Below are 24923 nucleotides of genomic sequence, written 5' to 3'. Positions count from 1 at the left end.
GCATGGCATTGATCCGGAAGGGCCTGCCGGTTTGGAAAAGGCAGCCGCCGGCAGGTCCGCACCCGTTTCGAGCGGGAATGCCTCAGGCGTTTTGGGGAAGAACGCCCTTGTCGCGCAGGAGATCGAGGACGATCCGTGCGCCCTCTTCGCCGGCGGGACGATCCGTCGCAAGCCGCTTCCATGCGAGATCGAAACCGGCCAGCATGGCCTGCCGCTCGAGCGTATCGGTAGCGAGCCTTTCCGCCATGCGCAGGAGATTACCCGGCCGCACGTAGTCGTTCAGATATTCCGGCACAATCGGATAATCTGCGATCAGGTTGGGAAGCGCCCCGGTCCAGATCTTGATGCGGTGACTGATGAGCGTCATCAGCCAGTCGGTCTTGTAGGTGGAAACCATGGGTACCGTCGCCAGCGCCAGTTCAAGGATCACGGTACCGGAAGCAGCAATCGCTGCGTCGGCCTCGGCAAAGGCCTGCCATTTCGCATCCTCGCCGACGAGAACCTCGGGCTTCAGAGCCCAGTCGGCGATCATCTGGCGCACGCGTGCTTCCTGACGCGGCACGGTCGGCAGGAGGAACCGGCTCGGCCCGTTTCTCTCGGTAAACTCGACCATGGCCTGCCCATAGACCGGCAGCAACGCCGAGATCTCGGCCCCGCGCGAACCGGGAAGCAGCATGATCGTCTTCTGCTCGTCAGCCCGCCTGGGCGGCTTTCCCGCGCGCGCGGCACGCGTTTCCAGCAGCTTGGCATTGGTCGTGAGACGATGGCCGACGAAATGCGTCGGGGGACCACCGAGGCGACGCATCACCTCCGGCTCGAAGGGCAGGACGGCCAGCACCGCGTCGACGTAGTCGAGCATCGCCTTGGCGCGATATTCCTTCCATGCCCAGACGCTTGGGCAGACATAATCCACCACCGGAAGATCAGGCAGAGCTTTGCGAACCCTTTTCGCCACGCGATGGGTGAAATCGGGACTATCCACGATCAGCAGCAAGTCAGGCTTCGCGGCGACGATGGCCCTCGCCGCCCGCCGGATCAGCGAGAGGAAACGCGGCAGGCGGGCAAGCACCTGCGTAAGCCCCATGACTGAAAGCTCGGAAAAATCGAAAAGGGAACGCAGGCCTTCGCGCTCCAGCGCGTCGCCACCCACGCCAACGAGTTCAACCGGTCCGCCATGGCGCTTTTTCAGCGCGGCGATCAGGTCTCCACCCAGAAGATCGCCGGAGACTTCGCCGGCGATAACAGCAATCTTCAGCGGACGGTCACTCACATCACGCCTCCCGGCAAGCCGCGATCGATGCCAATCACGAAAAGGCCCGCCTCGTTGGCCGCCGCAATCGTCGCCTCGCGCTCGATCACCAGCGCCCGTCCGGCTTCGACGGCGACGCCGGCAAGACCCGCTCGCTTGGCATTTTCCACGGTCGAGCGGCCGATTGACGGCAGATCGGCGCGAAGATCCTGCTGCGGTTTGCACAGCTTGACCAGCACCCCCCTGCGGCGCTGTGAAATCCGGCCCTCATCCCTCAACCGCGCAACGCGTGCGAGCATGGCATCGGTTCCCTCGACCCCTTCGAGCGCCACGATACGCCCGCCGACAGTGACAGCGCCCTGCCCGACATCAAGCCGCCCGAGTGCTTCAGCTGCCTCGGCACCCTTGGCTATGTCACGCAAATCGTCCTCGTTTGGCGATATGGCGCCAAGCGGACCGGTAGACGCAAGAAGATCGGGCGCAATGTCCTGAACGCCGATAACATGGCAGCCCAGCCCCTCAATCAGCGAAATCACCATCTTGAGGACGGCGTCGTCACCGCCAGCAAGCAGCGTCTTCAGCGCCAAAGGCAGTTTCATCAGCGCCTTCAGGTTGACGTGGATTTCGCGAAAGCCCGGACGGCGCTTGACGCCGCCGGAGAGCACGACGCGTCCGATATCATGGCGGCGAAAAAGCGCGGACAAGCCCGCAACGTCGCCGACGCCCACCACGGCATTGTCAAAACCCTGCCATTGCTGATCGGCTTCGTCCTTCAGTCGCAGAATGAAGGGATCCTCACCGGATCGCCGGGCTGCTTCCGCCACATAAAGAGGCAAAAGGCCGCTTCCGGCGACGATCGCCAGACGACCCGTTCCTGCCTTGGCCGGCGCCATGCGTCAGTTCTTGCCGCGATGCGGAGAAGAAAGCGCCCTGTCGCTTTCGGCAGCGATGAAATCCAGGATCTCGATAACCTGCGGGCAATCGAGATACTCTTCGCGGATCGCTTCGGCATTGACGCGGGCGGAACCCTCGCCTTCGAATATCTGCTTGAAAGCGCGACGGACCTGATGGATCACCGACCGCTCGATGCCGGCTCGGGTCATGCCGACAACATTCAGGCCGCCGAGGATACCCGGGTTTCCGTTGAGCATGCCGTAAGGGATGACATCATAGCTGACCGCCGAGAGACCGCCGATGAAGGCCTGCCGACCGATGCGGGTAAACTGGTGCACGGCCGAACCGCCACCAAGGATCACCCGATCCTCGACCTTCACATGGCCAGCCAGCATCACGTTATTCGACAGGATGATGTGATCGCCGAGAATGCAATCATGCGCCACATGGGAATTGGCGAGAAACAGGTTGTTGTTTCCGACAACCGTCTTGCCGCCGCCTTCGGCGGTGCCGGTGTTCATCGTCACGCCTTCGCGCATCGTGCAATTGTCGCCGATGGTCAGCGTCGTTTCCTCGCCGGCGTGATGAACGCTCTGCGGATCCCCGCCGATCACCGCGCAGGGAAAAATCTTCGCATTGCGGCCGATCGTCGTCAGGCCGGATAGAGAGACATGCGATACCAACTCGCTGCCATCGCCGAGCTTCACCCGGGAGCCAACATGACAGAACGGACCGATCCTGACGTTTTCGCCAATCACGGCACCGTCGTCGATGACGGCAAGGGGATGAATACTGGCGCTTGCGGCGATCATGCTCATTTGTCTTCCTTGCGCATGATCATGGCACCGATGTCTGCTTCTGCGACCAGCGCGCCATCGACCTTGGCATCGCAGTGGAACTTCCAGATGTTGCCGCGCTGCTTTTGCTTCACGACATGGTATTCGACGCGATCGCCCGGCACAACCGGGCGGCGGAAGCGGGCATTATCGATCGTCATGAAGTAGACGAGGTTCCCGCCCTGTCCTTCCTTACGCGCGCAGATCGCGCCCGCCGTCTGGGCCATGCCCTCGATCAGCAAGACACCCGGCATGATCGGGGCTTCCGGAAAATGGCCAGTGAAATGCGGTTCGTTGGCCGTCACGTTCTTGATGCCGATTGCGGAATTGTCGCCGTCGATCTCGATGATCTTGTCCACCAGCAGAAAAGGATAGCGGTGGGGCAGATACTTCATGATCTGGAGGACATCGGCCGAACCCAGTTCCGTCTTAACGTCCTCAGTCATTCTTGCCCTCCTTTTCCTTGTTGCGGCTATCCGTACGGCTCAACATTTCGGCGACTTCGCGAAGGTAATCCTTCATCGGGCGCGCCGGTATCCCGCCATAGCGTTCACCCGGAGGCACATCCGAAAGGACGCCGCTCATTGCGGCGATCTGTGCGCCGTCGCCGATGGTGATGTGACCATTGACCCCGCAGGCTCCGCCGATCATGACACCGTCGCCAATGCGGGTGCTGCCGGCGATACCCACCTGGCTGACGATGCCGCAATGGCGACCGATGCGGACATTATGACCGATCTGCACCAGATTATCGATCTTGGTGCCTTCGCCGATCACCGTATCGTCCATCGTGCCACGGTCAATCGTGGTGTTCGCGCCAATCTCCACGTGATCCTGGATGATGACGCGGCCGACCTGCACGATCTTGATCATGCCACGAGGCCCCGGCGCATATCCAAAGCCGTCCTGCCCAATACGGGCACCATTGTGGATGATGACATTGTTACCGATCAGCGCCACCTGAACCGTGGCACCAGCGGCGACAGTGCAGTTTCGGCCGATGCGCACGCCACGACCGATAACGGCCCCTGCGCCAATATGACTGCCGCTGCCGATTTCGACATCCGCGCCGATCACAGCCATAGGCTCGATGCGCACGCCCGGCTCCAACCGTGCCGAAGCATCGACGAAAGCCGCCGGTGAAATAGCCTCGGCCTCATCGACCATTTCAACCGGGCGAAGACCCGACGGGAAAAGCAGACCACCCGCCATGGCGAAAGCCATAGCCGGAGCCGAACTCAGAAGCACCGGAATATGGTCGGGAATAAGCGACCGAAGCGCCTTGTCGCAGATAATCGCTGAAGCCTCGCAAGTCTTCAGCTCTTCTTTGCTGCGACGGGACAGGATGTAACAAATGTCCCCTGCGCGCGCGCGATTAACGGGCGCGACCGACCGGATCATCCGATCGCCCGCACCCTGATCAAGCAATTCCGCCCCCACATGAGCGGCGATCGACGCAAGCGCGATCCCCTCATGGGGCGGAAAAAAGTGATTATGCTCCATCAGCCAAAGCCCCAGAACGTTGCGCCGCAAGCAGCCTTTGGGCCACGGACCTTAGAACTGGTTCGCCATGCTGAAGCGGAAGTTCTGAACTTCGTCGTAATCTTCCTTGGCAACCGGAACCGCGTAGTCGAAGCGCAGCGGTCCGAACGGCGACAACCATACGATACCGGCACCAACCGATGCGCGGAGCGACATGTCGGTACCAACAACCGTCGAGTTGCCGGTGCTGACGTCGTTACCGTAGAGCGTACCGGCATCCGCGAAGATCGCACCGCGCAGATTGAGGTCCTGCGGAACGAGCGGCATCGGGAAGCTGGCTTCAGCCGAAGCCGTGAAGTAGGTCGTGCCGCCGAGAGCATCGTCTCCCGCACGAGCGCCGATACCCTGGGTATCGAAGCCGCGCAGTTCCTTGCCACCGATCTGGAACTGATCGAAGACATTCAGCTTGCCATCGGTCGCGATGACATGACCAGCGCTGGCCGAGACGGAACCGATGACGTCAAACTCATCAGACAGAGGGTGGAAGTAACGGAACTTGCCGTAGACCTTGTAGTAGTCCGAATCTCCGCCGAGACCCGCATATTCATGCGTGAAGCTGGCGTAGATCCCTTCGCGCGGCATGGTACGATCATCGAGCGTGTTATAAACGAACGAATGACCGATGATCGACTGCTTCCACGGGCTTTCTTCGATCAGATCGATATACGGATCGGAAAGCGTGTCGTCCGAGGTATGCGCGATACCGTCAGTGCCGAAGGCGCCGTCTTCCTTATACTTGATCTGCTTGTAGGTGTAGCGAACCGTCGTAGCCAGATCCTCGGTGATCGGCGCCGTGATACGGAAGGTGACACCCTGCTCCTCATATTTGTAGTCCGAGTTGCTGCTGGTCTGGCTCTTGAACAGGTCGAAACCCGCAGCCAAGCGATAGCCGAGGAAATACGGTTCGGTGAAGGAGAAGTTGTAGGTACGGCTATCTTCGAAACCACCACCTACGGCAAGACGAATAAACTGACCGCGACCAAGGAAGTTCTTTTCTTCAACAGAAGCTTCCAGAACGAGACCATCGCCACCGACGGAATAGCCGGCACCGATACCGAACGAACCGGTCGGCTGATCTTCAACGTCCACAACGAGAACGACACGATCCGGAGCGGTACCCTGCTGCGTCGAAATGTTCACGCTGGTGAAGTAACCAAGGGCCTCAAGGCGACGCTTCGCACGGGTGATGGTTTCCTGGTTGAAAGCATCGCCTTCGGAAAGGTCGAACTCGCGACGAATGACATAGTCACGCGTACGGGTGTTGCCACGGATTTCGATGCGCTCGACATAAGCGCGCTCGCCCTGATCGACGAGATACGTCACGCCGATGGTGTTGTTGCCGAAGTTACGATCACCGCGCGGAACGACGCGGGCGAAGGGATAACCCTTGGCCGCAACGCGCTGGGAAATCGATTCCATGGACTTCTGGATGTCCTTGGCGCTGTAGGTGTTGCCGGCATGGGTTTCGAGAAGCCCCTGCAGTTCGGCGCCATCCACACCCTCGACCGTCGATTCAACCTTCACGTCGCCAAACTTGTAGCGCTCACCTTCGTCAACGGTGATCGTGATGGTGTACTCGTTGCCAGCCTCATTCAACGAAACGTCGGAAGAAACGACCCTGAAGTCGGCATAGCCGTGATTGTAGTAGAACTGGCGTAGCGCCTCTTCGTCAGCGCGCAGCTTGTCCTCGTTGTAAACGTCCTTGCGCGTCAGGAACGACAGCATGCTGGACTGCTTGGTCTGGATGACCGACTGCAGACGACCGTCGCCGTAGGCGTTGTTGCCAACAAAATTGATCTTGGAGATCTTGGTACGCTCGCCCTCATTGACCACGAAAGCCACATTAACGCGGCCTTCCGCGACCGGAACGACCTGCGTCGTCACTTCGACGTCGCTGCGACCGATGCCGGCATAGGCTTCCTTGATGCGCGAGATGTCTGCAGCAGCCAAAGCTTCGCTGTAGGGACCCATCGGCTGCGTCTGAACGATGCCTCTAAGCTTGTCGTCCTTGATCTTACGGTTGCCGTTGAAGACGACCTGATTGATCAACTGAGCTTCGGAAACGCTGACCACAAGTGTGCTTCCGGAAACGGAAATGCGAACATCGGAGAAGAAGCCGGTCGCATAGAGCTGCTTGACGGATTCATCGATGTCCGCGTTCGAGAAGCTCTGACCCGGCTTGATTGAGATATTCGAGCGCACAGCCTCAGGGCTGACACGCTGGGCGCCCTTGACCTCGATACGCTGGATCACGGCAGCCTGGGCCGCAATGGCCGATGCAAGGACAGCTACACCTGCGCCCGAAGAAACAACACCAGCAGACAGCGCGACCGCCGATACTGCGTTCAAAAATCTTGAACCAGCCTTCATGTGTATTCTCAACCTTCTTCCATTGTCCCGAAGCCGTACCCCGACTCCGGCCCGTGTGTGGTTTTACCGGGTTTTACCCTACAAGCAAGGGCGGACGTTAATTTCTATTTACTTCGTTTACATGCGTGGCCCAATCGCCACTATCAGTTTGAAACATCGTAAACAAATCCCTACAAAATTGGCAGGACGCCCCTCAGCCAATCAGCCTGCTGATGTCGTTCCAGGTTGCAAAGACCATCAGTGACACGATCATCGCCAGTCCAATGCGGAAGGCGATCTCCTGTGCACCGGGACCTACCGGTTTCCCACGCAACGCTTCAAGCGCGTAGAGGAGGAGATGGCCGCCGTCAAGGACCGGAATTGGCATCAAGTTCAGAAGTCCAAGGGAAACGGACAGAACGGCCGCCAGATTGACGAGCGCAACGATGCCGAGCGTCGCCATCTGGCCGGATGCCTGAACGACCCTCACCGGGCCTCCAAGCTGATCGGCGTTCATTCGGCCGGCGATGAGATTCGAGAGGTAGTCCACGGTGCCGGTGACGATATGCCACGTCTGGCGGGCGCCCTCGCCCACGGCCTGCAGCGGCGTCAACTCAACGATGCGGAAATTTCCGGACTGCTGGTTGGTGACGATGCCGATCTGGCCGACTTCCATCTTATTGCCGAAGCGATCGGAGGTTTCCACCCGACGCGGCGTCATGTTAAGGCCGAGTTCGCTTCCGTTGCGACGGACAGTCACGACAACAGGGATTTCTGGTCGCATGCTGATATAGCGGACCACGTCATCAAAGGTTTCTACCGCTTCGCCGTCCAGCGCCATGAGAACATCGCCCGGCTGAACGCCTGCCTCGGCGGCAGCGCTGTCGGCCTTGACCTCGGCGACGACAGGATCGGCGACGGGTTTGCCCATCGTGCCGAATAGAACGGCGAAGATAGCGATTGCCAGGACGAAATTCGCAATCGGGCCGGCAGCAACCGTGACGGCTCTTTTCCACAGCTTGGCGCCTGCAAGCGTCTGCGCCTTTTCCTCGGCCGTCAGTTCTTCCAGTTCCTTACCATCCGGCCGGCTTGCCGCATCGGCATCGCCGAAGAACCGAACATAACCTCCAAGGGGAATAGCCGAGATTTTCCAACGGGTTCCGTGTCCATCGGTAAAACCGACCAATTCTGGTCCAAAGCCAACCGAAAAGGCGAGCACGCGAATGCCGGAAAGGCGTCCGGCAAGATAATGGCCGAACTCATGCACGAAAACGAGCAGGGAAAGGACAATCACGTAAGGCAGGATGTAGCCGACGAGAAAGCCGAAAAACGCGGTAATATGTTCCATCATCCCATTCCGTTTACGGCGTTCCCGGCCCCTGTCAAAGACCGAACAGGAACGCCCCGAGCGATGTCACCGCCCCCTTGCCAATTGCAGAGAACCCTACAGCAAGAAAGAAGGCTGCAAAACAGGCAAAAACAAGTCCGTCCACCCGATCCATGACACCACCATGCCCCGGAATGAGGTGGCTCGAATCCTTCACGCCGAAACGGCGCTTGATAAACGATTCGAAAAGATCGCCGATCTGGCCCGAGACCGAGAGCAAAAGAGCGATGACGGGGATCCAGAGGCCAACCGACTGGAAGTAGGCAAGCGCCAGCGCCGTCCCGGCCAATACGCCGGCGATCGTACCGCCGATCGCTCCGGACCAGGTCTTGCCGGGAGAGATTTTCGGCGCAAGCTTCGGTCCGCCGATCGCCCGCCCGACGAAATAGGCCAGGATATCCGTCGCCCACACAACCGCGAAGACGAAGAGCATGGCGGCGAAGCCAACCGAATCCTCGCCGCGGATCGCAGCAAGGGAAATGGCGCTGAGCCCGGAATAGAAGATGCCGCCGGCCTGCCACCACCGCCAGTTACCCGCAATCGACGGCAGGACGGCGGTTACGACCAGACCTGCAAAGAGCGGCACGGTCATGTCCGGGGAGCCGAAAAGCATATTGGCGCCAACGGCTGCAACCGAAAACCAGCCGAAAGCGTGGCCTCGCATGTTGCTTTCGCCGAGCTGCGTCATTCTGGACCATTCGTAATAGACCAGAAGGCCTATCAGCACGGAAAGCAGACGGAAGGCAAAACCTCCCAGCCAGGTGGCCGTGAGAACGATTGCGGCGAGAACGATCGCCGAATAGATGCGGAGCGTTAGTTCCCGGGACATCAACGCGGCTACGATCCCAGCGCCACGGCCTTGTCCGCAACCCCGCCAAAACGGCGGTCACGGGCGGCGTAACGCTCCAGGGCGGCGAAGAAGACCTCGCGACTGAAGTCCGGCCAGTATTCCGGTACGAACATCAGCTCCGAATAGGCGGCCTGCCAGAGCAGGAAGTTGGAGAGCCTCTCCTCGCCGCTGGTGCGGATGATCAGGTCCGGATCAGGGATGCCGGCGGTATCGAGACGGCTGTCTACCAGTGCACCGTTCACATCGGCGGCCTTGAGCCGGCCTTCCTCGATATCTCTGGCGATGGTTGCCATGGCGCGCGCCATTTCGTCCCTCGCCCCGTAATTGAAGGCAATGACCAGCGTCAGGGCGGTATTGTCCTTGGTGGTCTCTTCCGCCTCCAGCAGCAGGGACAGAATGTCCCCCTGCAGGTTGACGCGATCACCGATGATGCGAATGCGGACATTCTCGCGATGAAGTTCCGCCAGATCGCGCCGGATGAACATCTTCAGGAGGCCGAAGAGATCGTTGACCTCGGCCTCCGGCCGGCGCCAGTTCTCCGACGAAAAGGCGAACAGCGTCAGATAAGCCACTCCCGCGTCCGCGGCGGCCCGCACGATTTCACGCACCGATTCGACACCCTTGCGGTGGCCAACCGCGCGCGGCAGGCCCCGTGCATTCGCCCAACGACCGTTGCCATCCATGATGATGGCGACATGTTCCGGGGCGCGGCAGTTTTCGGCTTTCGACATGGACGGTTCCGGTTTGAACAACTCGTACAGGGCGGCGGACCGCATCAAACCTGCATGATTTCCTTTTCCTTGTCGACGAGCAAGCGGTCGACTTCGGAAATCGTATCGTCGGTCATCTTTTGCACCTTCTCGGACTGTGAGCGGCTGATGTCCTGCCCAATCACACCGTCCTTCTCGGCCTTTTTAAGGCCGTCCATGCCATCACGGCGAACGTGGCGAATCGCCACCTTGGCCTTTTCGGCATAGTCATGCGCAACCTTGACCAGCGACTTGCGGCGTTCCTCGTTGAGTTCCGGCAGAGGAATACGCAGGTTCTGACCGTCGATGATCGGGTTCAGGCCGAGGTTGGCTTCGCGAATTGCACGGTCGACGGCGTTGACCATCGACTTGTCCCAGATCGAGATGCCGAGCATGCGCGGCTCCGGCACTGTGACGTTCGCCACCTGGTTCAGCGGCACGCGCGAGCCGTAAGCCTCCACAGTCACCGGATCGAGAATGTTGGCCGACGCGCGCCCCGTGCGCAGCGAGGCGATATCGTGCTTGAATGCGTTGATGGCGCCGTCCATGCGGCGCTTGATGTCGTTGAGATCAATGCCTTCGCTCATGATGAACTCCCTTTATTCTTCGTTCGACGTTCCCGGGAAGGAAAGCCGTGTCAATGATCGGTAACGATGGTCATGAGACCGGCGCCCGAGAGGATATCGCAGAAGCCGCCTGCCTCGTGGATCGAGAAGACGATGATCGGAATGGCGTTTTCGCGCGCAAGGGCCACCGCCGCCACATCCATGACGGCAAGCCCCTTATCCAGAACCTCGCTGTGCGTGAGCTTGTCGAAACGGGTCGCTGTAGGATCCTTCTTGGGGTCGGCGGAATAGATGCCGTCCACCTGGGTGCCCTTGAAGATCGCTTCGGCGCCGATTTCGGCAGCGCGCAGTGCTGCGGCCGAATCCGTGGTGAAGAACGGATTGCCGGTACCGCCGGCGAAGATCACCACCCTGCCCTGGGACAGATGGTGCAGCGCTCCGCGCTGGGAGAAACTTTCGCAGATTTCCGGCATGGCAATCGCCGAGAGCACGACGGTATCGACGTCCAGCTTGCGCAGCGATGTCGCAAGCGCCAGTGCGTTGATGACGGTGCCCAGCATACCCATGTGGTCGCCGGTCACACGGTCGCCACCCTTGGAAGCAACGGCGACGCCGCGGAAAATATTGCCGCCGCCGACGACAACGCCGACCTCGACACCCATGGAACGCGCCCGAGCGATGTCGGAGGCGATACGGTCGGCTACTGCAACGTCAATGCCGAAGCCCTGGCTGCCCATCAGGGCTTCTCCAGAGGCCTTCAGAAGAACACGCTTGTAGATGGGCTTGGAAGACATGCTGGCTCCTAGGGATTGATCTGATGCCGGATACACGAAGGGCATCGCGTTGTCACGCGATGCCCGACTTTTTCCCTAACATGGTCCACGACCAATGAGCGATCAGCCCTTGGCAGCAGCGGCAACTTCGGCAGCGAAGTCGCTCTCTTCCTTCTCGACGCCTTCGCCAAGCAGCAGGCGGGCCATGCCGACAACCTCGATCGAGGCGCCAGCAAGCTTTTCAGCGTCCTTGACAGCCTGGCCGACGGTGATGTCCGGGTTGATGACGAAGGCCTGCGACAGAAGCGCGACTTCTTCGAAGAACTTGCGCATGCGGCCTTCAACCATCTTTTCGATGATGTTGTCCGGCTTGCCGGAAGCGCGGGACTGCTCGATGAAGACGTTGCGTTCGCGTTCGGCTACGGCTGCGTCAACTTCTTCAGCGCGGATGGCGAGCGGGTTGGTTGCAGCAATGTGCATGGCAACCTGACGGCCGATCGAGGTCAGGACTTCCTTGTCACCAACAGACTTCAACGCGACGAGAACGCCGAGCTTGCCGATACCATCGCCGGCAGCGTTGTGGACGTAGGTGGCAACAACGCCGTGCTCGACTTCGAGCTTGGCAGCGCGACGCAGGGTCATGTTTTCGCCGATCGTGGCGATCGCGTCCTTAACCGTGTCAGCAACGGACTTGCCGGTTGCCGGGTAGGTTGCAGCCGATATCGCATCGACGGAGCCGTCGGTGTTCAGCGCAACGCTTGCGATGCCGCGGACGAGGTCCTGGAAGGCATCGTTGCGGGCAACGAAGTCGGTTTCGGAGTTGAGTTCGATGGCGACAGCCTTGTGGCCGGCGCTGGCAATGCCGATCAGACCTTCAGCGGCGGTGCGGCCCGACTTCTTGTCGGCCTTGGCGATACCCTTGGCGCGCAGCCAGTCGATTGCGGCTTCGATGTCACCGTTGGTCTCGGTCAGAGCCTTCTTGCAATCCATCATGCCTGCGCCAGACTTTTCGCGCAGTTCCTTCACCAGTGCAGCAGTGATTTCAGCCATTGTTTGCCTCTTATCGTTTCACGCGACGCCGTGCGAAAATGCCATCGGCGCCTGTTTTGGGCACGAGTTGTACCCGGAAGTGTGACATCGTGATGAAGCCGAACCATCACGTCGAATTCGCCACGGCTCAGGGATTGCACCCACGGCCGGGCCGGCCTTTAAAAACGAAACCGGCCGCCAACCCGATTGGCTGAGTGGCGGCCGATTGCAACGATACTGCGATGGCGGGCGAACCCGCCATTTGGAATCAGGCGCCGGCTTCGCCTTCGAGAGCAGGCTCGACCGGAACGTCGGCGGAAGCGCCGATGTCGCGGCCAGCAGCACCCTGCTGACGAGCGATGCCGTCGATGGCAGCGCGGGCGATCAGGTCGCAATACAGCGAGATCGCGCGCGAAGCGTCGTCGTTACCCGGGATCGGGTAGTCGATCAGGTCCGGATCGCAGTTCGAGTCGATGATCGCAACGACCGGGATGCCGAGGCGCTTGGCTTCGTCGATCGCGATCTTTTCCTTGTTGGTGTCGATGATGAACATCAGGTCCGGCGTGCCGCCCATGTCCTTGATACCACCGAGGGCCTTGTCGAGCTTTTCGCGCTCGCGCTCAAGGTTCAGGCGCTCTTTCTTGTTGTAGCCGGACTGTTCCGAAGCCAGGATCTCGTCGAGCTTGCGCAGGCGCTGGATCGAGTTCGAAATGGTCTTCCAGTTGGTCATCATGCCGCCGAGCCAGCGGGAGTTGACGTAGTACTGGGCCGAACGCTTGGCCGAGTCGGCAATCAGCTCGGAAGCCTGACGCTTGGTGCCAACAAACAGGACGCGCCCGCCACGGGCGACGGTGTCGGACACGACCTGAAGGGCGCGCGACAGCATCGGAACGGTCTGAGCCAGGTCGATGATGTGGATGTTGTTACGATCGCCGAAGATGTACGGCTTCATCTTCGGGTTCCAGCGATGCGTCTGGTGACCGAAGTGAACGCCAGCTTCCAGAAGCTGACGCATGCTAAAATCGGGCAATGCCATGCCTTTTACTCCTTTTCCGGTTTAACCCCCGCAAAGCAAACAGCGCCCTTTTTCGGCGCCACCGGCGGAAACGGCCGGATTTCTCCCGGTCGATCCCAAGCTTCGCGTGTGGAATGGTGCTGCCCTTATAGGGCTTGTCCTTGGAAATCAAGAGTATTGCGTGACAAAATCGAGGGAATACCTCCTCTTGCCGCAATCTCAGCGAGGCTTACAGTCTCCCGAACCCAAGACCTCGAGATTGGTCAGCTTGCCGCTGAGGATGAAATCGCCGTAGTCAAGCGTCAGATCCTGGGTGATGCCGTTTTCATAGAGCTTGAAGGACTGGGTATAGATCGGCAGAACGTCACCAACGGCCTTTTCGTCGTAATAGGCGATGGACACAGGCCAATAGGCGCTGCCGGCCAAAGCCTCGGACGCTTTGTCTTTCGATTCGGTCGTGACAGGCTTGCGCTCAGGGCCGACGATCGTGGTGGTCAGGTAGCTTTTATCGCCGTCCTCCGAGCCATCGAATATGCGCGCCTCGAAGAAGGTTCGGCCCTTGCGGGCATTATCGATGACTTCGAGCATGTGCTCGGCCGGGAACCGGCTGTCCGCCAGCTCAACCGCACGCTTGGCGGGTTCCGAAAGCTCGATCTTCACCTTGCCGTTCTCGTCGGCGGCCGCGCCGCTCACATCCTTGTCGAGCTGGTCATCGGTGAAGGACTTAGTCTCGAAGCGGAACTTGCCCTTGGCGAGATCCTCGAAGGTGAAGCTCTGCTGATCGGTGACGCGAACCTGTTCGCCGGTATCGATCCGGGTGACAAAGCGGAAATTCGTCGTGTAGCCGGCGCATTCCGAACCGCTGAACTCATAGACCATGCGGCCGCGCATGCCCTCGATGCCGGAGCGGTCGGACGCCTGCTTCAACTCGATATCGTAGACTGCGCGGTGCGGCACCAGGCCACCCGCGACCGCAGCATTCGCCGATACACCCGTCATGCTGAGCGCTCCGAAGGCAACCAGCACAACGGCAAATGACGAACGAAACATCGATATCCTCCTGTTGGACTCTTTCGCGATGTTATAAGAACAGATCCGGCAAAAGCGAGACCTGCTTTGGTCACCACAGGATTCTTTTTCAACTTACCAACAGATCCGGGAAACACACATGTCCGATAGCATCGACGGTCGCCTGGCAGCCATGGGCATTCAGCTGCCGGAAGCAGCCGCCCCCGCAGCCAATTATGTACCCTACGTCATCAGCGGCAACCTTCTTTATCTTTCCGGCCAGCTGCCGATTGAAGGCGGAAAAGTGGCGGTCACCGGCCTCGTCGGCTCCGATGTCGCGCTTGCCGATGCGCAGCGGGCTGCCGAACTCTGCGCCATCAACATCCTGGCCCAGGCCAAGTCCGCCCTTGGCGGCGATCTTTCCCGGATCGTACGTGTCATCAAGCTCAACGGTTTCGTTGCGTCGGCTTTCGGCTTCGTCGAGCAGCACCTCGTCATCAACGGCGCCTCCAACCTGATCGCCAACGTTCTCGGCGAGGCCGGCAAGCATGCCCGCGCCGCCGTCGGGATGGCGGCGCTGCCACTCAACGCCGCCGTCGAGATCGATGCGATCCTGGAGATCAAGGCGTGACGTCCGCAGACTGGATCAAGGAACGTCCGGTCGCCCATCGCGGCTATCACGACATGAACAAGCAGGTTTGGGAGAATACGCTTTCGGCCTTTTCTCGGGCGGTTGATGCCGGCTTCGCCATCGAATGCGACATCCAGCTTTCGTCCGACAGCGTGCCGATGGTCTTTCACGATCACGACCTGCAGCGCCTCTGCGGCCTGAAGGGTGAGGTGCGAGAACGCACCGCAGGCGAACTGGGCATGCTTTCGATCGGCGGCACCGCCGACCGCATTCCGACGCTCAGGCAGATGCTCACCCTCGTCAAGGGACGCGTGCCGCTGGTCATAGAACTCAAGGGCATCAGCGCCGAAGAGGATGACGGCCTCGCCGAAGCCGTGCTCGACGTACTGGAAGGCTATGAAGGCAAGGTCGCGCTGATGAGCTTCGACCACTGGCTGCTGAAGGACCTCAAGTCCCTCGAATGCCCCTACCCGGTCGGGCTGACGGCCGAAGGCGCGGATCCGGAACAGTTCTTCGTCCACGACGAAGCCATGCAGCTCGGACTGGATTTCGTCTCCTACTGCGCACCCCATCTGCCGAACAGCTTCGTCACAGCCCTCAGGGAAAAAGGTATTCCGGTCATCACATGGACGGTCAGGGATGAAATCATGCGTGAGCATACCTATAAGTATGCGGACCAGATGACCTTCGAGGGTTTCGATCCGCGCGAGACGCCGGTCGCAACCGCCTGACGGGAGACACATGACAGGAGAGCTGACGATCCGGATCGAGAGATCCTTTTGCGCGATCGCACCGGAACGCTGGGCTGAGCTTTCCGGCGCCCGCCGGGGATTGAAGGATTATAACCCCTTCAACTCCCATGCCTTCCTGTCCGCGCTGGAGGAATCGGGCTCGGCCACGGCGCAGACCGGTTGGCTCGGCCATCACCTTCTCCTCGAAAACGGCGACGGCGCACTTATCGGCGCCGTCCCCTGCTACCTCAAGAACCACAGCCGGGGCGAATATGTCTTCGACCATGGCTGGGCCGACGCCTTCGAGCGCGCCGGCGGCCGCTATTATCCGAAACTTCAAAGCGCCATTCCGTTCACACCCGCAACAGGGCCGCGCCTGATGGCGGCCATCGGGCAGGATGACAGCGCTATCCAAACTGCTCTAGCCGGTGGATTGCGGCAGGTCGCAGACGAACTCGGCGTTTCCTCGGCGCACGCGACCTTTGTGCCGGAGAAAGAGATGCCGCTCTTCGAAGCGGAGGGTTTTCTGCATCGCACGGATCAGCAGTTCCATTTCATCAATGAGGGCTACGCCAACCACGAGGCGTTTCTGGAAACGCTCGCCTCCCGCAAACGCAAGGCGCTGAAAAAGGAACGCCGTGCCGCGCTCGAGAACGGCATCACCATCGACTGGCTGACCGGATCGGATCTTACCGAGGATATCTGGGACCAGTTCTTCGCCTTCTACATGGATACCGGTAGCCGCAAGTGGGGCAAGCCGTACCTGACCCGCATGTTCTATTCGCTGATCGGCGAACGGATGGCGGACGACGTCTTGCTCGTCATGGCAAAGCGCAACGGCAAATATATCGCAGGCGCCATCAATTTCATCGGCGCCGACACGCTGTTCGGCCGCCATTGGGGCTGCGTCGAGGATCACCCCTTCCTGCATTTCGAGGTCTGCTACCACCAGGCAATCGACTTCGCTCTCGCCAGGGGTCTCAAAAAGGTCGAGGCCGGCGCGCAGGGCGAGCACAAGCTTGCGCGCGGCTACCAGCCGGTGACCACCCATTCCGCTCACTATATTGCCCATGCCGGGCTAAGGAAGGCGGTCTCCGACTATCTGGAGCACGAGCGGCGGGAGGTCGAGCAGATCGGCGACTATCTCGACGAGCACACACCCTTCCGCAAGGGTGAGCGGCAGCAGCGCGAAGACGACTGATCGACCAAAGCCATTCTTGATCCCGGACAACGGATCGCATTAAGTGGCGCCGACAATGAGGAGATACCCATGACCAGCCCGGCCTATGATCAGAACAACATCTTCGCCAAGATCCTGAAAGGCGAGATCCCCTCCGTGAAGCTCTACGAGGACGACGATACCCTCGCCTTCATGGATGTAATGCCACAGGCGACCGGCCATCTGCTGGTCATTCCCAAGGTCGGCTCGCGCAACCTCCTTGATGCCGATCCGGCCGTGCTCGCCAAACTGATACCGGTCGTGCAGAAACTCGCGGTCGCGGCCAAGGAAGCTTTTGAAGCCGATGGCGTGTTCGTCGCCCAGTTCAACGAACCGGCAGCCGGACAGACCGTCTATCACCTGCACTTCCATGTCATTCCGCGCCACGAGGGCGTGCCGCTCAAGCCGCATTCCGGCAAGATGGAAGACATCGAAGTACTGAAAGCCAATGCGGAGAAAATCAAGGCCGCACTCTGACTTTCCGCCTGAGCGTCGCGCGCCGATAGGAGCCTACCGCGCGGCGCGCGGCTCTAAAACTTGCAAGGCTATTGCCGCCACACAGATGGAAGGAAAACCCGGATGAAGAACGACTTCTATTACGCGATCGTCGGGCAACACACGAACACCAACGAGGGCCTGGGCCGGATTCTCGGGGTCATCATCGCCTTCATCGTCATCTTCGGCGGCCTGTTCTGGCTGATCGGCTGAAGGCCTTCACCGCTCCGGGCTGACATAGCCGTTCCGCTCCGGGAACGGCCAGTCCTTCAAGAGTTTGGCATCGGGCCGGAAGATTTCGACCTTCAGCGGATAGCACGCGGCTGCATCGCTCGAATGCTCGGAACTGCAATCGCCACCCGGGCAGGCCGACAGGCCGCCGAGAAGATCGATCTCGGCGAAGAACTCGATGAAATCGCCCGGCCGAACCGGGCTCGCCTTCATGAAGTATTGATGCGTGTCGCGGGTGAAACCCGTACACATGAAAACATTGAGCACGTCGTGCACATGAGGTTCGGCCTCCGAGAAGCCCATATCCCGCGCACCGGCAAGTGCCCGCGTCAGGTTCGAGTGGCAGCAGTGATGATAGTCGCCACCGGACAGCAGCCTGTTGGTATAGGGATCGCAGCGGGTACCAATGACATCGTGAACGCTGCCGCCGTCGTCATCGAATCCGTACCAGGCAAGCGTATCGTGGGTGATCGTCGCCATCGGCCTCAGATAGGGAAGCGTGCTCCAGAGACGGTCGCCAACCGTGACGTGGGTGGCATGCAGGGCACGGGTCTTGCCGCTGAAGAAACGCTCGGAGAGATCGTTGGCATTCCACAGGTTGAGGTCGCCGACCTGTGATCCCTCGACGCTGACGATGCGGAAGAAATGGCCCTTCGGCACGTTGAACGTCCGTCCGTCACGCGGCGGCACGATGACTTCGTCGATCTTTTCGAGACCGGCCCGGGCTTCATTGAGCAGCCCCATATCCGGGATCGGAAGCGCTCCATTGGGATAGACGACCACCGGCTTGACGGCACGCCGTTCGGCGGCATCGGTGGGAACTGCTATCTCGGGTCTGATATTCATGGAGATCTTCCCTATTGCTGCGCGTTGAAGATGATCGATCGCCGGAAACTGCACGCTGGCAAAGCCCCTGACAAGACGGCTTCTCCTTGCCTCAAGGGCAAGCATGGCTTAGCCATGGAGATATGAAGCTCCCGCCGCTCCCCAGTCTGCGTGCCTTCGAGGCCGCTGCCCGCAAGGAAAGCTTCCGTCATGCCGCCACCGAGCTTGGCATGACGGCAGCAGCCGTCAGCCAGCATGTCAGGACCCTTGAGGACTGGTTCGGGGTAGCACTCTTCGAACGCAGCGCCCGCGGTGTCCGGCTGACCGCAGAGGGTCGGGATTTCAGCCGCACCGTATCGACCAGCCTAGAAGCGATCGCCTCAGCGTCAGAACAGCTCTCGGCTGCGCGCCAGCGACGGCAGGTGCGCCTCGCTTGCCTGCCATCGGTGGTCTCCCACTGGCTCGCCCCTCGTCTTCCCGCCTTCCGTGCAGCGCATCCCGAGATACAGGTGGCTATCAGCTATGCTGCCGGTGCCGAGACACCCACACCGGCGAAAGCAGATCTCCTGATCACACACGGCGTCAGATCATCACCGGACGCACTGCCAATCCTCAGTGCCGCAACCCGCCCGACTGCGGCGCGCGACTATGTCGAACGGAAAGGCCCGTTTCCTGATGCCTCCTATCTCGCCCGTGCGGATCTGCTGCATGACGAAGACAAGGCGGCATGGAGAAGATGGTTTGCCGAAGGAGGAATTCCAGCACCGACAGAATCCGGTCCCCTGTTCGCGGATTTCAACCTGCTGGTCAGTTCGGTGACTTCGGGCCTGGGCGTGGCGCTCTGCCCAACCGCCCTGATCGCAGCTGAACTGGCGCGCGGCGAATTGCAGATCCTTTTCGAACGGGCAAGCGATACGGAAAAATATTATTGGCTGATAGAGGCGGATCGACCGACACCGGAAGTCGTGCTCATGCGCGACTGGCTACTCTCGGAGGCCCGAAAATCAGGGCAACCCCAACCTTGAAATTCCGGCAAGTATATCGTTTCCCGCCAGTGGCGGCTCCATCAATACAGGGTGATTCCGACAGCAAGCAGCGCAAGCGACACGACGACGCCGACGATGACCCGCTCTCCTGCCAGCAGGAAGGCCAGAAAGCCGAGGCCTGCCGCACCCAGCCGCATCCACAGCGGCGTGTGTTCAAGGCTGCCGGTCGGAAAGACGATGAGCTTTGCGGTGACGGCCATGACCAGAGCGGTGGCAACCGCCCTCACCCACGAAAGCGCTTCCGAACCCTCGTTCAAACGGTTGCCGGCCACGACGCCGAGCCAGCGCCAGATATCGGTCGCAAGCCAGCCGGCGACCAGAATCACGACGTATGGCCACCAGTCAGCCGCGCTCATGGCTCGCCTCCTTCGGCCTGTAATCTCCTTGCGCGAACCACATAACGGTCGAGCAGATAGGCCAAGGTGCCGCCTCCAAGACCGACGATCAGGATGTCGAATCCCGGCGCGACAAGTGCCAGTAGCGGGCCGCCGATGACACCGACCACGAAGGCTATCTTGACCACGGAATGGCGGGCCGACGCCCAGATCGACGCGACGAAATAGACCGGCGTAAGGAAGAACAACACTCCGGCAACGGGCGGAGGAAAGGTCGAGACGAGACCATAGCTCAACCCCACCAGTATCGTGTTGACCACCACCAGCGTCAGACCGAAACCCGCGAAATAGGCGGTGCGCGCCTCTCGCGGCACGGTCTTCAAGGTGCCCATGGCGAAGACCCATGCGGTGATCGCGACGAAATGGGAGAGAAAGAGCAGCAGCCAGGTCGGCGTGCGTTCGTTGCGCATTTCCGGAACGAGAGAGGCGACCATGGGCATCATACGGATCGAGGAAAGCGACACGGCGAGAAACATCGCCAGGATATTCGCCCCGCTCGCCATCATACCGATCAGGATCATCTTCGCCGGCAAGGCCCACACCATCAGCGTCATCAGCATCGCCTGCTCGCGGGAAATTCCCGATTCGAGCGCAAAGGCGGCGAACCCAACGAAGGAGGTCATGAGGATGATCGCAGGCAGGCTGAAGATGCCCGCCGCACCCTTTGCCGCCCAGCGCAGCGAGGTGAATTGAGAAGCAGGCTGGGTCATTGAAGAGAAGCCACGGGAAACCGGAATGCGCGGGATGGATCTTCCAGACCTACACCGTTCGAACCCCGGATCGCAAGGCTGTACATATTCCGTCCCCTGCGTCGGAATTTGCGAAAGAAGAGCGGGAGCCGATTTTTCGAGGCGTAACGGAGACGCGGTCAGTCCAGCCGAAATCAGCACGGAGAGGAATTAGCGCATTCCGTCAGGTCCGCCGCTGACCGATATCAACAGCCAAACATCACCGTCTTTCTTGTAGACCTCGGTCCAACGCCCCGCCACGGACTTGCCACCCGTGTCCGGCGTCTCGACCTCGGCCTGATAGCTGTAATGGACCACGCCCACCTCATGATCGAAGACGGTCACCTTGAGGGGTTTCAGCCGATATCGCAAAACGCGTGGCGAATAAGGCCCCACCGAAGCGATCGCGGCTTCATAGTCATGGGGCGTATCCGTGCCCGTGACCCAGCCGGAATAACTGCGATGCAGAAATTTGCGGACAGGTTCCACCTCGCGGCGGCGAGCAACCTCCCATAGCGCCTTGACGTGATCCCACAACTGGCGCTGTTCATCCGTGAAACTGATATCCTCTCCACGGTCCGTTTCCATCACGTTCATCCGCTCGTACCAAGCTACCCGTCGAAGGCTACGCGCCAAGGCAAACCGTCGCAACCTGAACATAGGGATGGTTGCTTTCGATCACGGGATCGTCATTACTCGAAAAGCAAAACCCCGGATCGCTTTCCGATCCGGGGTTTCGACAATTGCAGCGAGGCTCAGGCAAATCAATGCCGCGATATCAGCCTTTCTTGGGCACTTTCGGCACGGAGCCACGACGCTTCGGCGGTGTTTCGGCGACTGTTTCCGCTGCCTCAGCTTTCGCCTTGGCCTTGCGCGGCTTCTTCTTCGTTTCCACCGGCTCGGCAGCGGCCTCGACAAGCTCGGCTTCCGGCTTCGGCTTTACCGGAGCGGCATCGGACACAGCTTCGAGATCGAGAACCTCGGCGCCTTCTTCGTCCTTCTTGACGCCGACCTTGACCACGCCACCCTTCCGCAGCTTGCCGAACAGGATCTCGTTGGCGAGCGGCTTCTTGATGTGCTCCTGGATGATCCGCGACAGCGGCCGGGCACCCATCTTTTCGTCGTAACCGCGCGTGGCAAGCCATGCGATGGCTTCCGGTGCGAGGTCAAAGGTGACATTGCGCTCGGAGAGCTGGGCTTCGAGCTGCATGACGAACTTCTGCACGACCTGATGGATGACTTCCGTCGGCAGCGGGGCGAACGGAATGGTCGCATCCAGACGGTTGCGGAACTCCGGCGTGAACAGGCGGTTCAGCGCCTCTTCATCCTCGCCGGTCCGCTTGGACGAACCGAAGCCGATAGCGGACTTCGCCATTTCGGAAGCGCCCGCATTGGTCGTCATGATCAGGATAACGTTGCGGAAGTCGATCTTCTTGCCGTTGTGGTCGGTCAGCGAGCCGTGATCCATCACCTGCAACAGGATGTTGTAGATGTCCGGATGCGCCTTCTCGATTTCGTCGAGCAGCACGACCGAATGCGGATGCTGGTCGACGCCGTCGGTCAGCAGACCGCCCTGGTCGAAGCCGACATAGCCGGGAGGTGCACCAAGCAGACGCGAAACCGTGTGCCGCTCCATGTATTCCGACATGTCGAAGCGCAGCAGTTCCACACCGAGCGAAGCGGCGAGCTGCTTGGCAACCTCGGTCTTGCCGACGCCGGTCGGACCGGAGAAGACATAGCAGCCGATGGGCTTGTTCGGTTCGCGCAGACCTGCACGGGCAAGCTTGATCGAGGTCGAAAGTGCCTCGATGGCCTTGTCCTGGCCGTAGACGACCGAGCGCAGTTCCTTTTCAAGGTTGGCCAGCACCATCTCGTCATCCTTGGACACCGTCTTCGGGGGAATACGGGCCATGGTGGCGATCGTTGCCTCGATCTCCTTCTCGGTGATCAGCTTGCGCCGCTTCGAAGCAGGCAAGAGCATCTGGGCCGCGCCCGTCTCGTCGATCACGTCGATCGCCTTGTCGGGCAGCTTGCGGTCCGAGATATAGCGCGCCGAAAGCTCGACGGCCGACTTGATCGCCTCGTTGGTGTAGCGGAGCTTGTGATAGTCCTCGAAATAGGGCTTGAGGCCCTTCATGATCTCGATCGCATCATCGACCGACGGCTCATTGACGTCGATCTTCTGGAAGCGACGAACGAGCGCACGGTCCTTCTCGAAGAACTGGCGATATTCCTTATAGGTGGTCGAACCGATGCAACGGATCGCACCGGAAGACAGCGCCGGCTTCAGAAGGTTGGACGCATCCATCGCGCCGCCCGAGGTGGCGCCTGCACCGATCACGGTATGGATCTCGTCGATGAAGAGAACCGCTCCGGGGTAATCCTCGAGTTCCTTGACGACCTGCTTCAAACGTTCTTCGAAATCGCCACGGTAACGCGTGCCCGCAAGCAGCGTGCCCATGTCGAGCGAGAAGATGGTAGCATCCGCAAGCGCTTCCGGGACTTTACCCTCGACGATCCGCTTGGCAAGACCCTCGGCAATCGCCGTCTTGCCGACGCCGGGATCACCGACGTAGAGCGGGTTGTTCTTCGAGCGGCGGCAAAGCACCTGAATGGTGCGGTTCACTTCTTCGTGACGGCCGATCAGCGGGTCGATGCGGCCGCTCTTGGCCTTCTCGTTCAGATTGACGCAGTAGGCCTTGAGCGCCTCCTGCTTGGTCTTGGCGGAACCCTCTTCCTGCTCGCGGGCTTGCTTGGCTTCGCCGTCGCCTTCTTCAGCACCGCGCGGCGGACGAACCTGGGCGGCGCCCGGTCGCTTGCCGATCCCGTGGGAGATGTAGTTGACGGCGTCGTAGCGGGTCATCTCCTGCTCCTGCAGGAAGAAGGCCGCATGGCTCTCCCGTTCTGCGAAGATCGCAACGAGGACGTTGGCACCGGTCACTTCTTCGCGGCCCGATGACTGCACGTGGATCACGGCGCGCTGGATGACCCTCTGGAAGCCGGAGGTCGGCTTGGAGTCCTCATCGTAGCCGGTGACCAGATTGGCAAGCTCATTGTCGACATAATCGATCACCGTCTTGCGCAGGGCATCGAGATTGACATTGCAGGCGCCCATCACGGCCGCCGCATCAGCATCATCGATCAGCGCAAGCAACAGGTGCTCGAGCGTCGCATATTCATGGTGCCGCTCGTTGGCGTAGGTCAGTGCCTGATGCAGCGCCTTTTCGAGGCTGGGAGAAAATGTTGGCACGTCAGATCCTCACTTCTTTTCCATGACGCATTGCAGCGGGTGTTCATGCTGCCTTGCGAAGTCCATCACCTGGCTTACCTTCGTTTCGGCGACTTCGTACGTGAAGACACCGCATTCGCCCACACCGTGATTGTGAACATGCAGCATGATGCGGGTGGCGGCTTCCCTGTCCTTCTGGAAGAAGCGCTCCAAAATGTGGATCACGAACTCCATCGGGGTGTAGTCATCGTTCAGCAACAGGACGCGGTACAGGTTCGGTTTCTTCGTCTTGGGCTTGGTGCGCGTAATGACGGACGTGCCACGGTTGGCATTGTCCCCTTCGCGTCCATTGCTCTGCATGAAGACCGGCTTGGCGATCATTTCAGTTTATTCTCCATTGTCCGGCCGATTTGCCAAAGACGCAATGCGACGGACGAACACTCAGGACAGTAAGGTAGTTCATATTCCGGTGATTTTAAGCCCCCCGGTGCTCACTGCAAACAGAATCGCCGCAACGCACCGAAAAGGCTGAAAAGAGTCAAAGCCTATATCAGCCCCTTAAAAGCGCAAGACCGGCCGCACCACGTGCGGCCGGTCTTGAAAACCCGGCAAAATACCGTTGAAAAGCAATCAGGCCGCAGCGGAGAACGGCGAAGAAGACGTCGCCTTGGCAATGGTCGCCTCGTAGGGCTTGTAGACCGTCTTTGCGAGATCGGCATACATCTCACCCATCTTCGTCGCTTCTGCGACGAACGACTCATAGGACGACTTCAGGAAAGTCGTCTGCAACTCAAACGCGCTCTCGACACTTTTTGCGCCTGCAAGCGTTTCCACGAAGGTGGACGCGTCCTGGAAGGACTTCTTGGAATATTCGGACGCTTCCGTCGCGATCGCCTGGAAGCCCTTGCCGATTTCTGCGTAATTTTTCAGCAGTGCATCCATGGCTTCCTTGCCCTTCTTATTGGCTTCATCGAAGTTAAACATGCGCGACATCCTCCTGCTCGTGCCGTTTTTCAATGCAGCGAACGATAGCAGATGCACAATTTTGGTCAAGTAGTCTTGTGCGTCGCAATATCCCTCAATGGTTGCATTTGTAATCAAAACAAAAAAGCCGACCGCAACACGGCCGACCCTTCAACCCTTGAA

The 24923-nt window shown here is 60.0% G+C and carries 27 protein-coding genes; 6 read left to right on the top strand and 21 right to left on the bottom strand.

Translation table 11 applies throughout. The features are described 5' to 3' along the window. Window positions 1-82: 82 nt before the first annotated feature. From lpxB to NBH21_RS05745, 14 genes are all read right to left on the bottom strand, one after another. Window positions 83-1270: a lipid-A-disaccharide synthase gene (gene lpxB / locus NBH21_RS05810; RefSeq protein WP_250914640.1), complete on the bottom strand. Its 1188-nt coding sequence runs from the start codon at window positions 1268-1270 to the stop codon at window positions 83-85. After that, complete coding sequence (locus NBH21_RS05805) at window positions 1267-2142, bottom strand: LpxI family protein (RefSeq protein WP_250914639.1); 876 nt, start codon at window positions 2140-2142, stop codon at window positions 1267-1269. The genes lpxB and NBH21_RS05805 overlap by 4 nt, the downstream gene beginning before the upstream one ends. Window positions 2143-2145: 3 nt before the next feature. After that, entirely contained in the window at window positions 2146-2961 is an 816-nt protein-coding gene (gene lpxA, locus NBH21_RS05800; protein WP_250914638.1) for an acyl-ACP--UDP-N-acetylglucosamine O-acyltransferase, read from the bottom strand. Beyond that, window positions 2958-3425: a 3-hydroxyacyl-ACP dehydratase FabZ gene (fabZ, locus tag NBH21_RS05795; protein WP_250914637.1), complete on the bottom strand. Its 468-nt coding sequence runs from the start codon at window positions 3423-3425 to the stop codon at window positions 2958-2960. The genes lpxA and fabZ overlap by 4 nt, the downstream gene beginning before the upstream one ends. Further along, window positions 3418-4482 carry a UDP-3-O-(3-hydroxymyristoyl)glucosamine N-acyltransferase gene (gene lpxD / locus NBH21_RS05790; protein ID WP_250914636.1) on the bottom strand — a complete coding sequence of 355 codons (1065 nt, stop codon included), beginning with the start codon at window positions 4480-4482 and terminating at the stop codon, window positions 3418-3420. The genes fabZ and lpxD overlap by 8 nt, the downstream gene beginning before the upstream one ends. A gap of 51 nt (window positions 4483-4533) precedes the next feature. Then, window positions 4534-6891 carry an outer membrane protein assembly factor BamA gene (gene bamA / locus NBH21_RS05785; RefSeq protein WP_250914635.1) on the bottom strand — a complete coding sequence of 786 codons (2358 nt, stop codon included), beginning with the start codon at window positions 6889-6891 and terminating at the stop codon, window positions 4534-4536. Between the two features lie 193 nt (window positions 6892-7084). Further along, entirely contained in the window at window positions 7085-8218 is a 1134-nt protein-coding gene (gene rseP, locus NBH21_RS05780) for an RIP metalloprotease RseP (RefSeq protein WP_250914634.1), read from the bottom strand. Window positions 8219-8252: 34 nt separating this feature from the next. Then, window positions 8253-9086 carry a phosphatidate cytidylyltransferase gene (locus NBH21_RS05775; protein ID WP_250914633.1) on the bottom strand — a complete coding sequence of 278 codons (834 nt, stop codon included), beginning with the start codon at window positions 9084-9086 and terminating at the stop codon, window positions 8253-8255. Between the two features lie 8 nt (window positions 9087-9094). After that, complete coding sequence (locus tag NBH21_RS05770; protein WP_250914632.1) at window positions 9095-9838, bottom strand: isoprenyl transferase; 744 nt, start codon at window positions 9836-9838, stop codon at window positions 9095-9097. 44 nt (window positions 9839-9882) lie between these two features. Continuing rightward, window positions 9883-10443 (bottom strand): ribosome recycling factor, encoded by a 561-nt coding sequence (frr, locus tag NBH21_RS05765; protein ID WP_250914631.1) that lies wholly within the window; start codon window positions 10441-10443, stop codon window positions 9883-9885. 50 nt (window positions 10444-10493) lie between these two features. Further along, window positions 10494-11216, bottom strand: a complete 723-nt coding sequence (gene pyrH / locus NBH21_RS05760; protein WP_250914630.1) for a UMP kinase — start codon at window positions 11214-11216, stop codon at window positions 10494-10496. 102 nt (window positions 11217-11318) lie between these two features. Next, window positions 11319-12245: a translation elongation factor Ts gene (tsf, locus tag NBH21_RS05755; protein ID WP_250914629.1), complete on the bottom strand. Its 927-nt coding sequence runs from the start codon at window positions 12243-12245 to the stop codon at window positions 11319-11321. 247 nt (window positions 12246-12492) lie between these two features. After that, a complete protein-coding gene (rpsB, locus tag NBH21_RS05750) occupies window positions 12493-13260 on the bottom strand; it encodes a 30S ribosomal protein S2 (protein ID WP_250914628.1) in 768 nt (255 codons plus the stop codon). Between the two features lie 198 nt (window positions 13261-13458). Continuing rightward, window positions 13459-14289, bottom strand: a complete 831-nt coding sequence (locus tag NBH21_RS05745) for a cell envelope integrity EipB family protein (RefSeq protein ID WP_250914627.1) — start codon at window positions 14287-14289, stop codon at window positions 13459-13461. A 118-nt stretch (window positions 14290-14407) separates the two neighbouring features. Here NBH21_RS05745 and NBH21_RS05740 point away from each other — a divergent pair, with 118 nt between their 5' ends. The 5 genes from NBH21_RS05740 (at window position 14408) to NBH21_RS26035 (ending at window position 17536) form a co-directional block, all read left to right on the top strand. Then, complete coding sequence (locus NBH21_RS05740) at window positions 14408-14878, top strand: RidA family protein (protein ID WP_250914626.1); 471 nt, start codon at window positions 14408-14410, stop codon at window positions 14876-14878. Next, window positions 14875-15609, top strand: a complete 735-nt coding sequence (locus NBH21_RS05735; RefSeq protein ID WP_250914625.1) for a glycerophosphodiester phosphodiesterase — start codon at window positions 14875-14877, stop codon at window positions 15607-15609. The genes NBH21_RS05740 and NBH21_RS05735 overlap by 4 nt, the downstream gene beginning before the upstream one ends. A 10-nt stretch (window positions 15610-15619) precedes the next feature. Further along, window positions 15620-16810, top strand: a complete 1191-nt coding sequence (locus NBH21_RS05730; protein ID WP_250914624.1) for a GNAT family N-acetyltransferase — start codon at window positions 15620-15622, stop codon at window positions 16808-16810. A gap of 69 nt (window positions 16811-16879) precedes the next feature. Further along, entirely contained in the window at window positions 16880-17305 is a 426-nt protein-coding gene (locus NBH21_RS05725) for an HIT family protein (protein WP_250914623.1), read from the top strand. A 102-nt stretch (window positions 17306-17407) separates the two neighbouring features. Beyond that, complete coding sequence (locus tag NBH21_RS26035; protein ID WP_257791093.1) at window positions 17408-17536, top strand: hypothetical protein; 129 nt, start codon at window positions 17408-17410, stop codon at window positions 17534-17536. A gap of 6 nt (window positions 17537-17542) precedes the next feature. Here the strand turns inward: NBH21_RS26035 and NBH21_RS05720 are convergent, their stop codons facing one another. Then, entirely contained in the window at window positions 17543-18400 is an 858-nt protein-coding gene (locus NBH21_RS05720) for an urea carboxylase-associated family protein (RefSeq protein WP_250914622.1), read from the bottom strand. 122 nt (window positions 18401-18522) lie between these two features. Between NBH21_RS05720 and NBH21_RS05715 the strand changes: the two genes are divergently transcribed. Then, window positions 18523-19404 (top strand): LysR substrate-binding domain-containing protein, encoded by an 882-nt coding sequence (locus NBH21_RS05715; protein WP_250914621.1) that lies wholly within the window; start codon window positions 18523-18525, stop codon window positions 19402-19404. 41 nt (window positions 19405-19445) lie between these two features. Here NBH21_RS05715 and NBH21_RS05710 read toward each other — a convergent pair whose 3' ends face one another. The 6 genes from NBH21_RS05710 to NBH21_RS05685 form a co-directional block, all read right to left on the bottom strand. Beyond that, complete coding sequence (locus NBH21_RS05710) at window positions 19446-19781, bottom strand: AzlD domain-containing protein (RefSeq protein WP_250914620.1); 336 nt, start codon at window positions 19779-19781, stop codon at window positions 19446-19448. Then, window positions 19778-20530 carry an AzlC family ABC transporter permease gene (locus NBH21_RS05705; RefSeq protein ID WP_250914619.1) on the bottom strand — a complete coding sequence of 251 codons (753 nt, stop codon included), beginning with the start codon at window positions 20528-20530 and terminating at the stop codon, window positions 19778-19780. Before NBH21_RS05705 ends, NBH21_RS05710 begins: the two co-directional genes overlap by 4 nt. Window positions 20531-20719: 189 nt before the next feature. Then, window positions 20720-21136, bottom strand: a complete 417-nt coding sequence (locus tag NBH21_RS05700; protein ID WP_250914618.1) for a nuclear transport factor 2 family protein — start codon at window positions 21134-21136, stop codon at window positions 20720-20722. Window positions 21137-21326: 190 nt separating this feature from the next. Next, a complete protein-coding gene (gene clpA, locus NBH21_RS05695) occupies window positions 21327-23798 on the bottom strand; it encodes an ATP-dependent Clp protease ATP-binding subunit ClpA (protein ID WP_250914617.1) in 2472 nt (823 codons plus the stop codon). Between the two features lie 9 nt (window positions 23799-23807). Beyond that, window positions 23808-24158 carry an ATP-dependent Clp protease adapter ClpS gene (gene clpS / locus NBH21_RS05690; protein ID WP_099057701.1) on the bottom strand — a complete coding sequence of 117 codons (351 nt, stop codon included), beginning with the start codon at window positions 24156-24158 and terminating at the stop codon, window positions 23808-23810. Window positions 24159-24407: 249 nt separating this feature from the next. Then, complete coding sequence (locus NBH21_RS05685; protein ID WP_250914616.1) at window positions 24408-24761, bottom strand: phasin family protein; 354 nt, start codon at window positions 24759-24761, stop codon at window positions 24408-24410. Window positions 24762-24923: the final 162 nt, after the last annotated feature.

Origin of the sequence: Ciceribacter sichuanensis, assembly GCF_024055605.1 — a bacterium.
In the GTDB taxonomy this organism is placed as follows: domain Bacteria; phylum Pseudomonadota; class Alphaproteobacteria; order Rhizobiales; family Rhizobiaceae; genus Allorhizobium; species Allorhizobium sichuanense.
The sequence above is the reverse complement of the archived record's forward strand: the minus strand, read 5'-3'. Positions and strand labels throughout refer to the sequence as shown.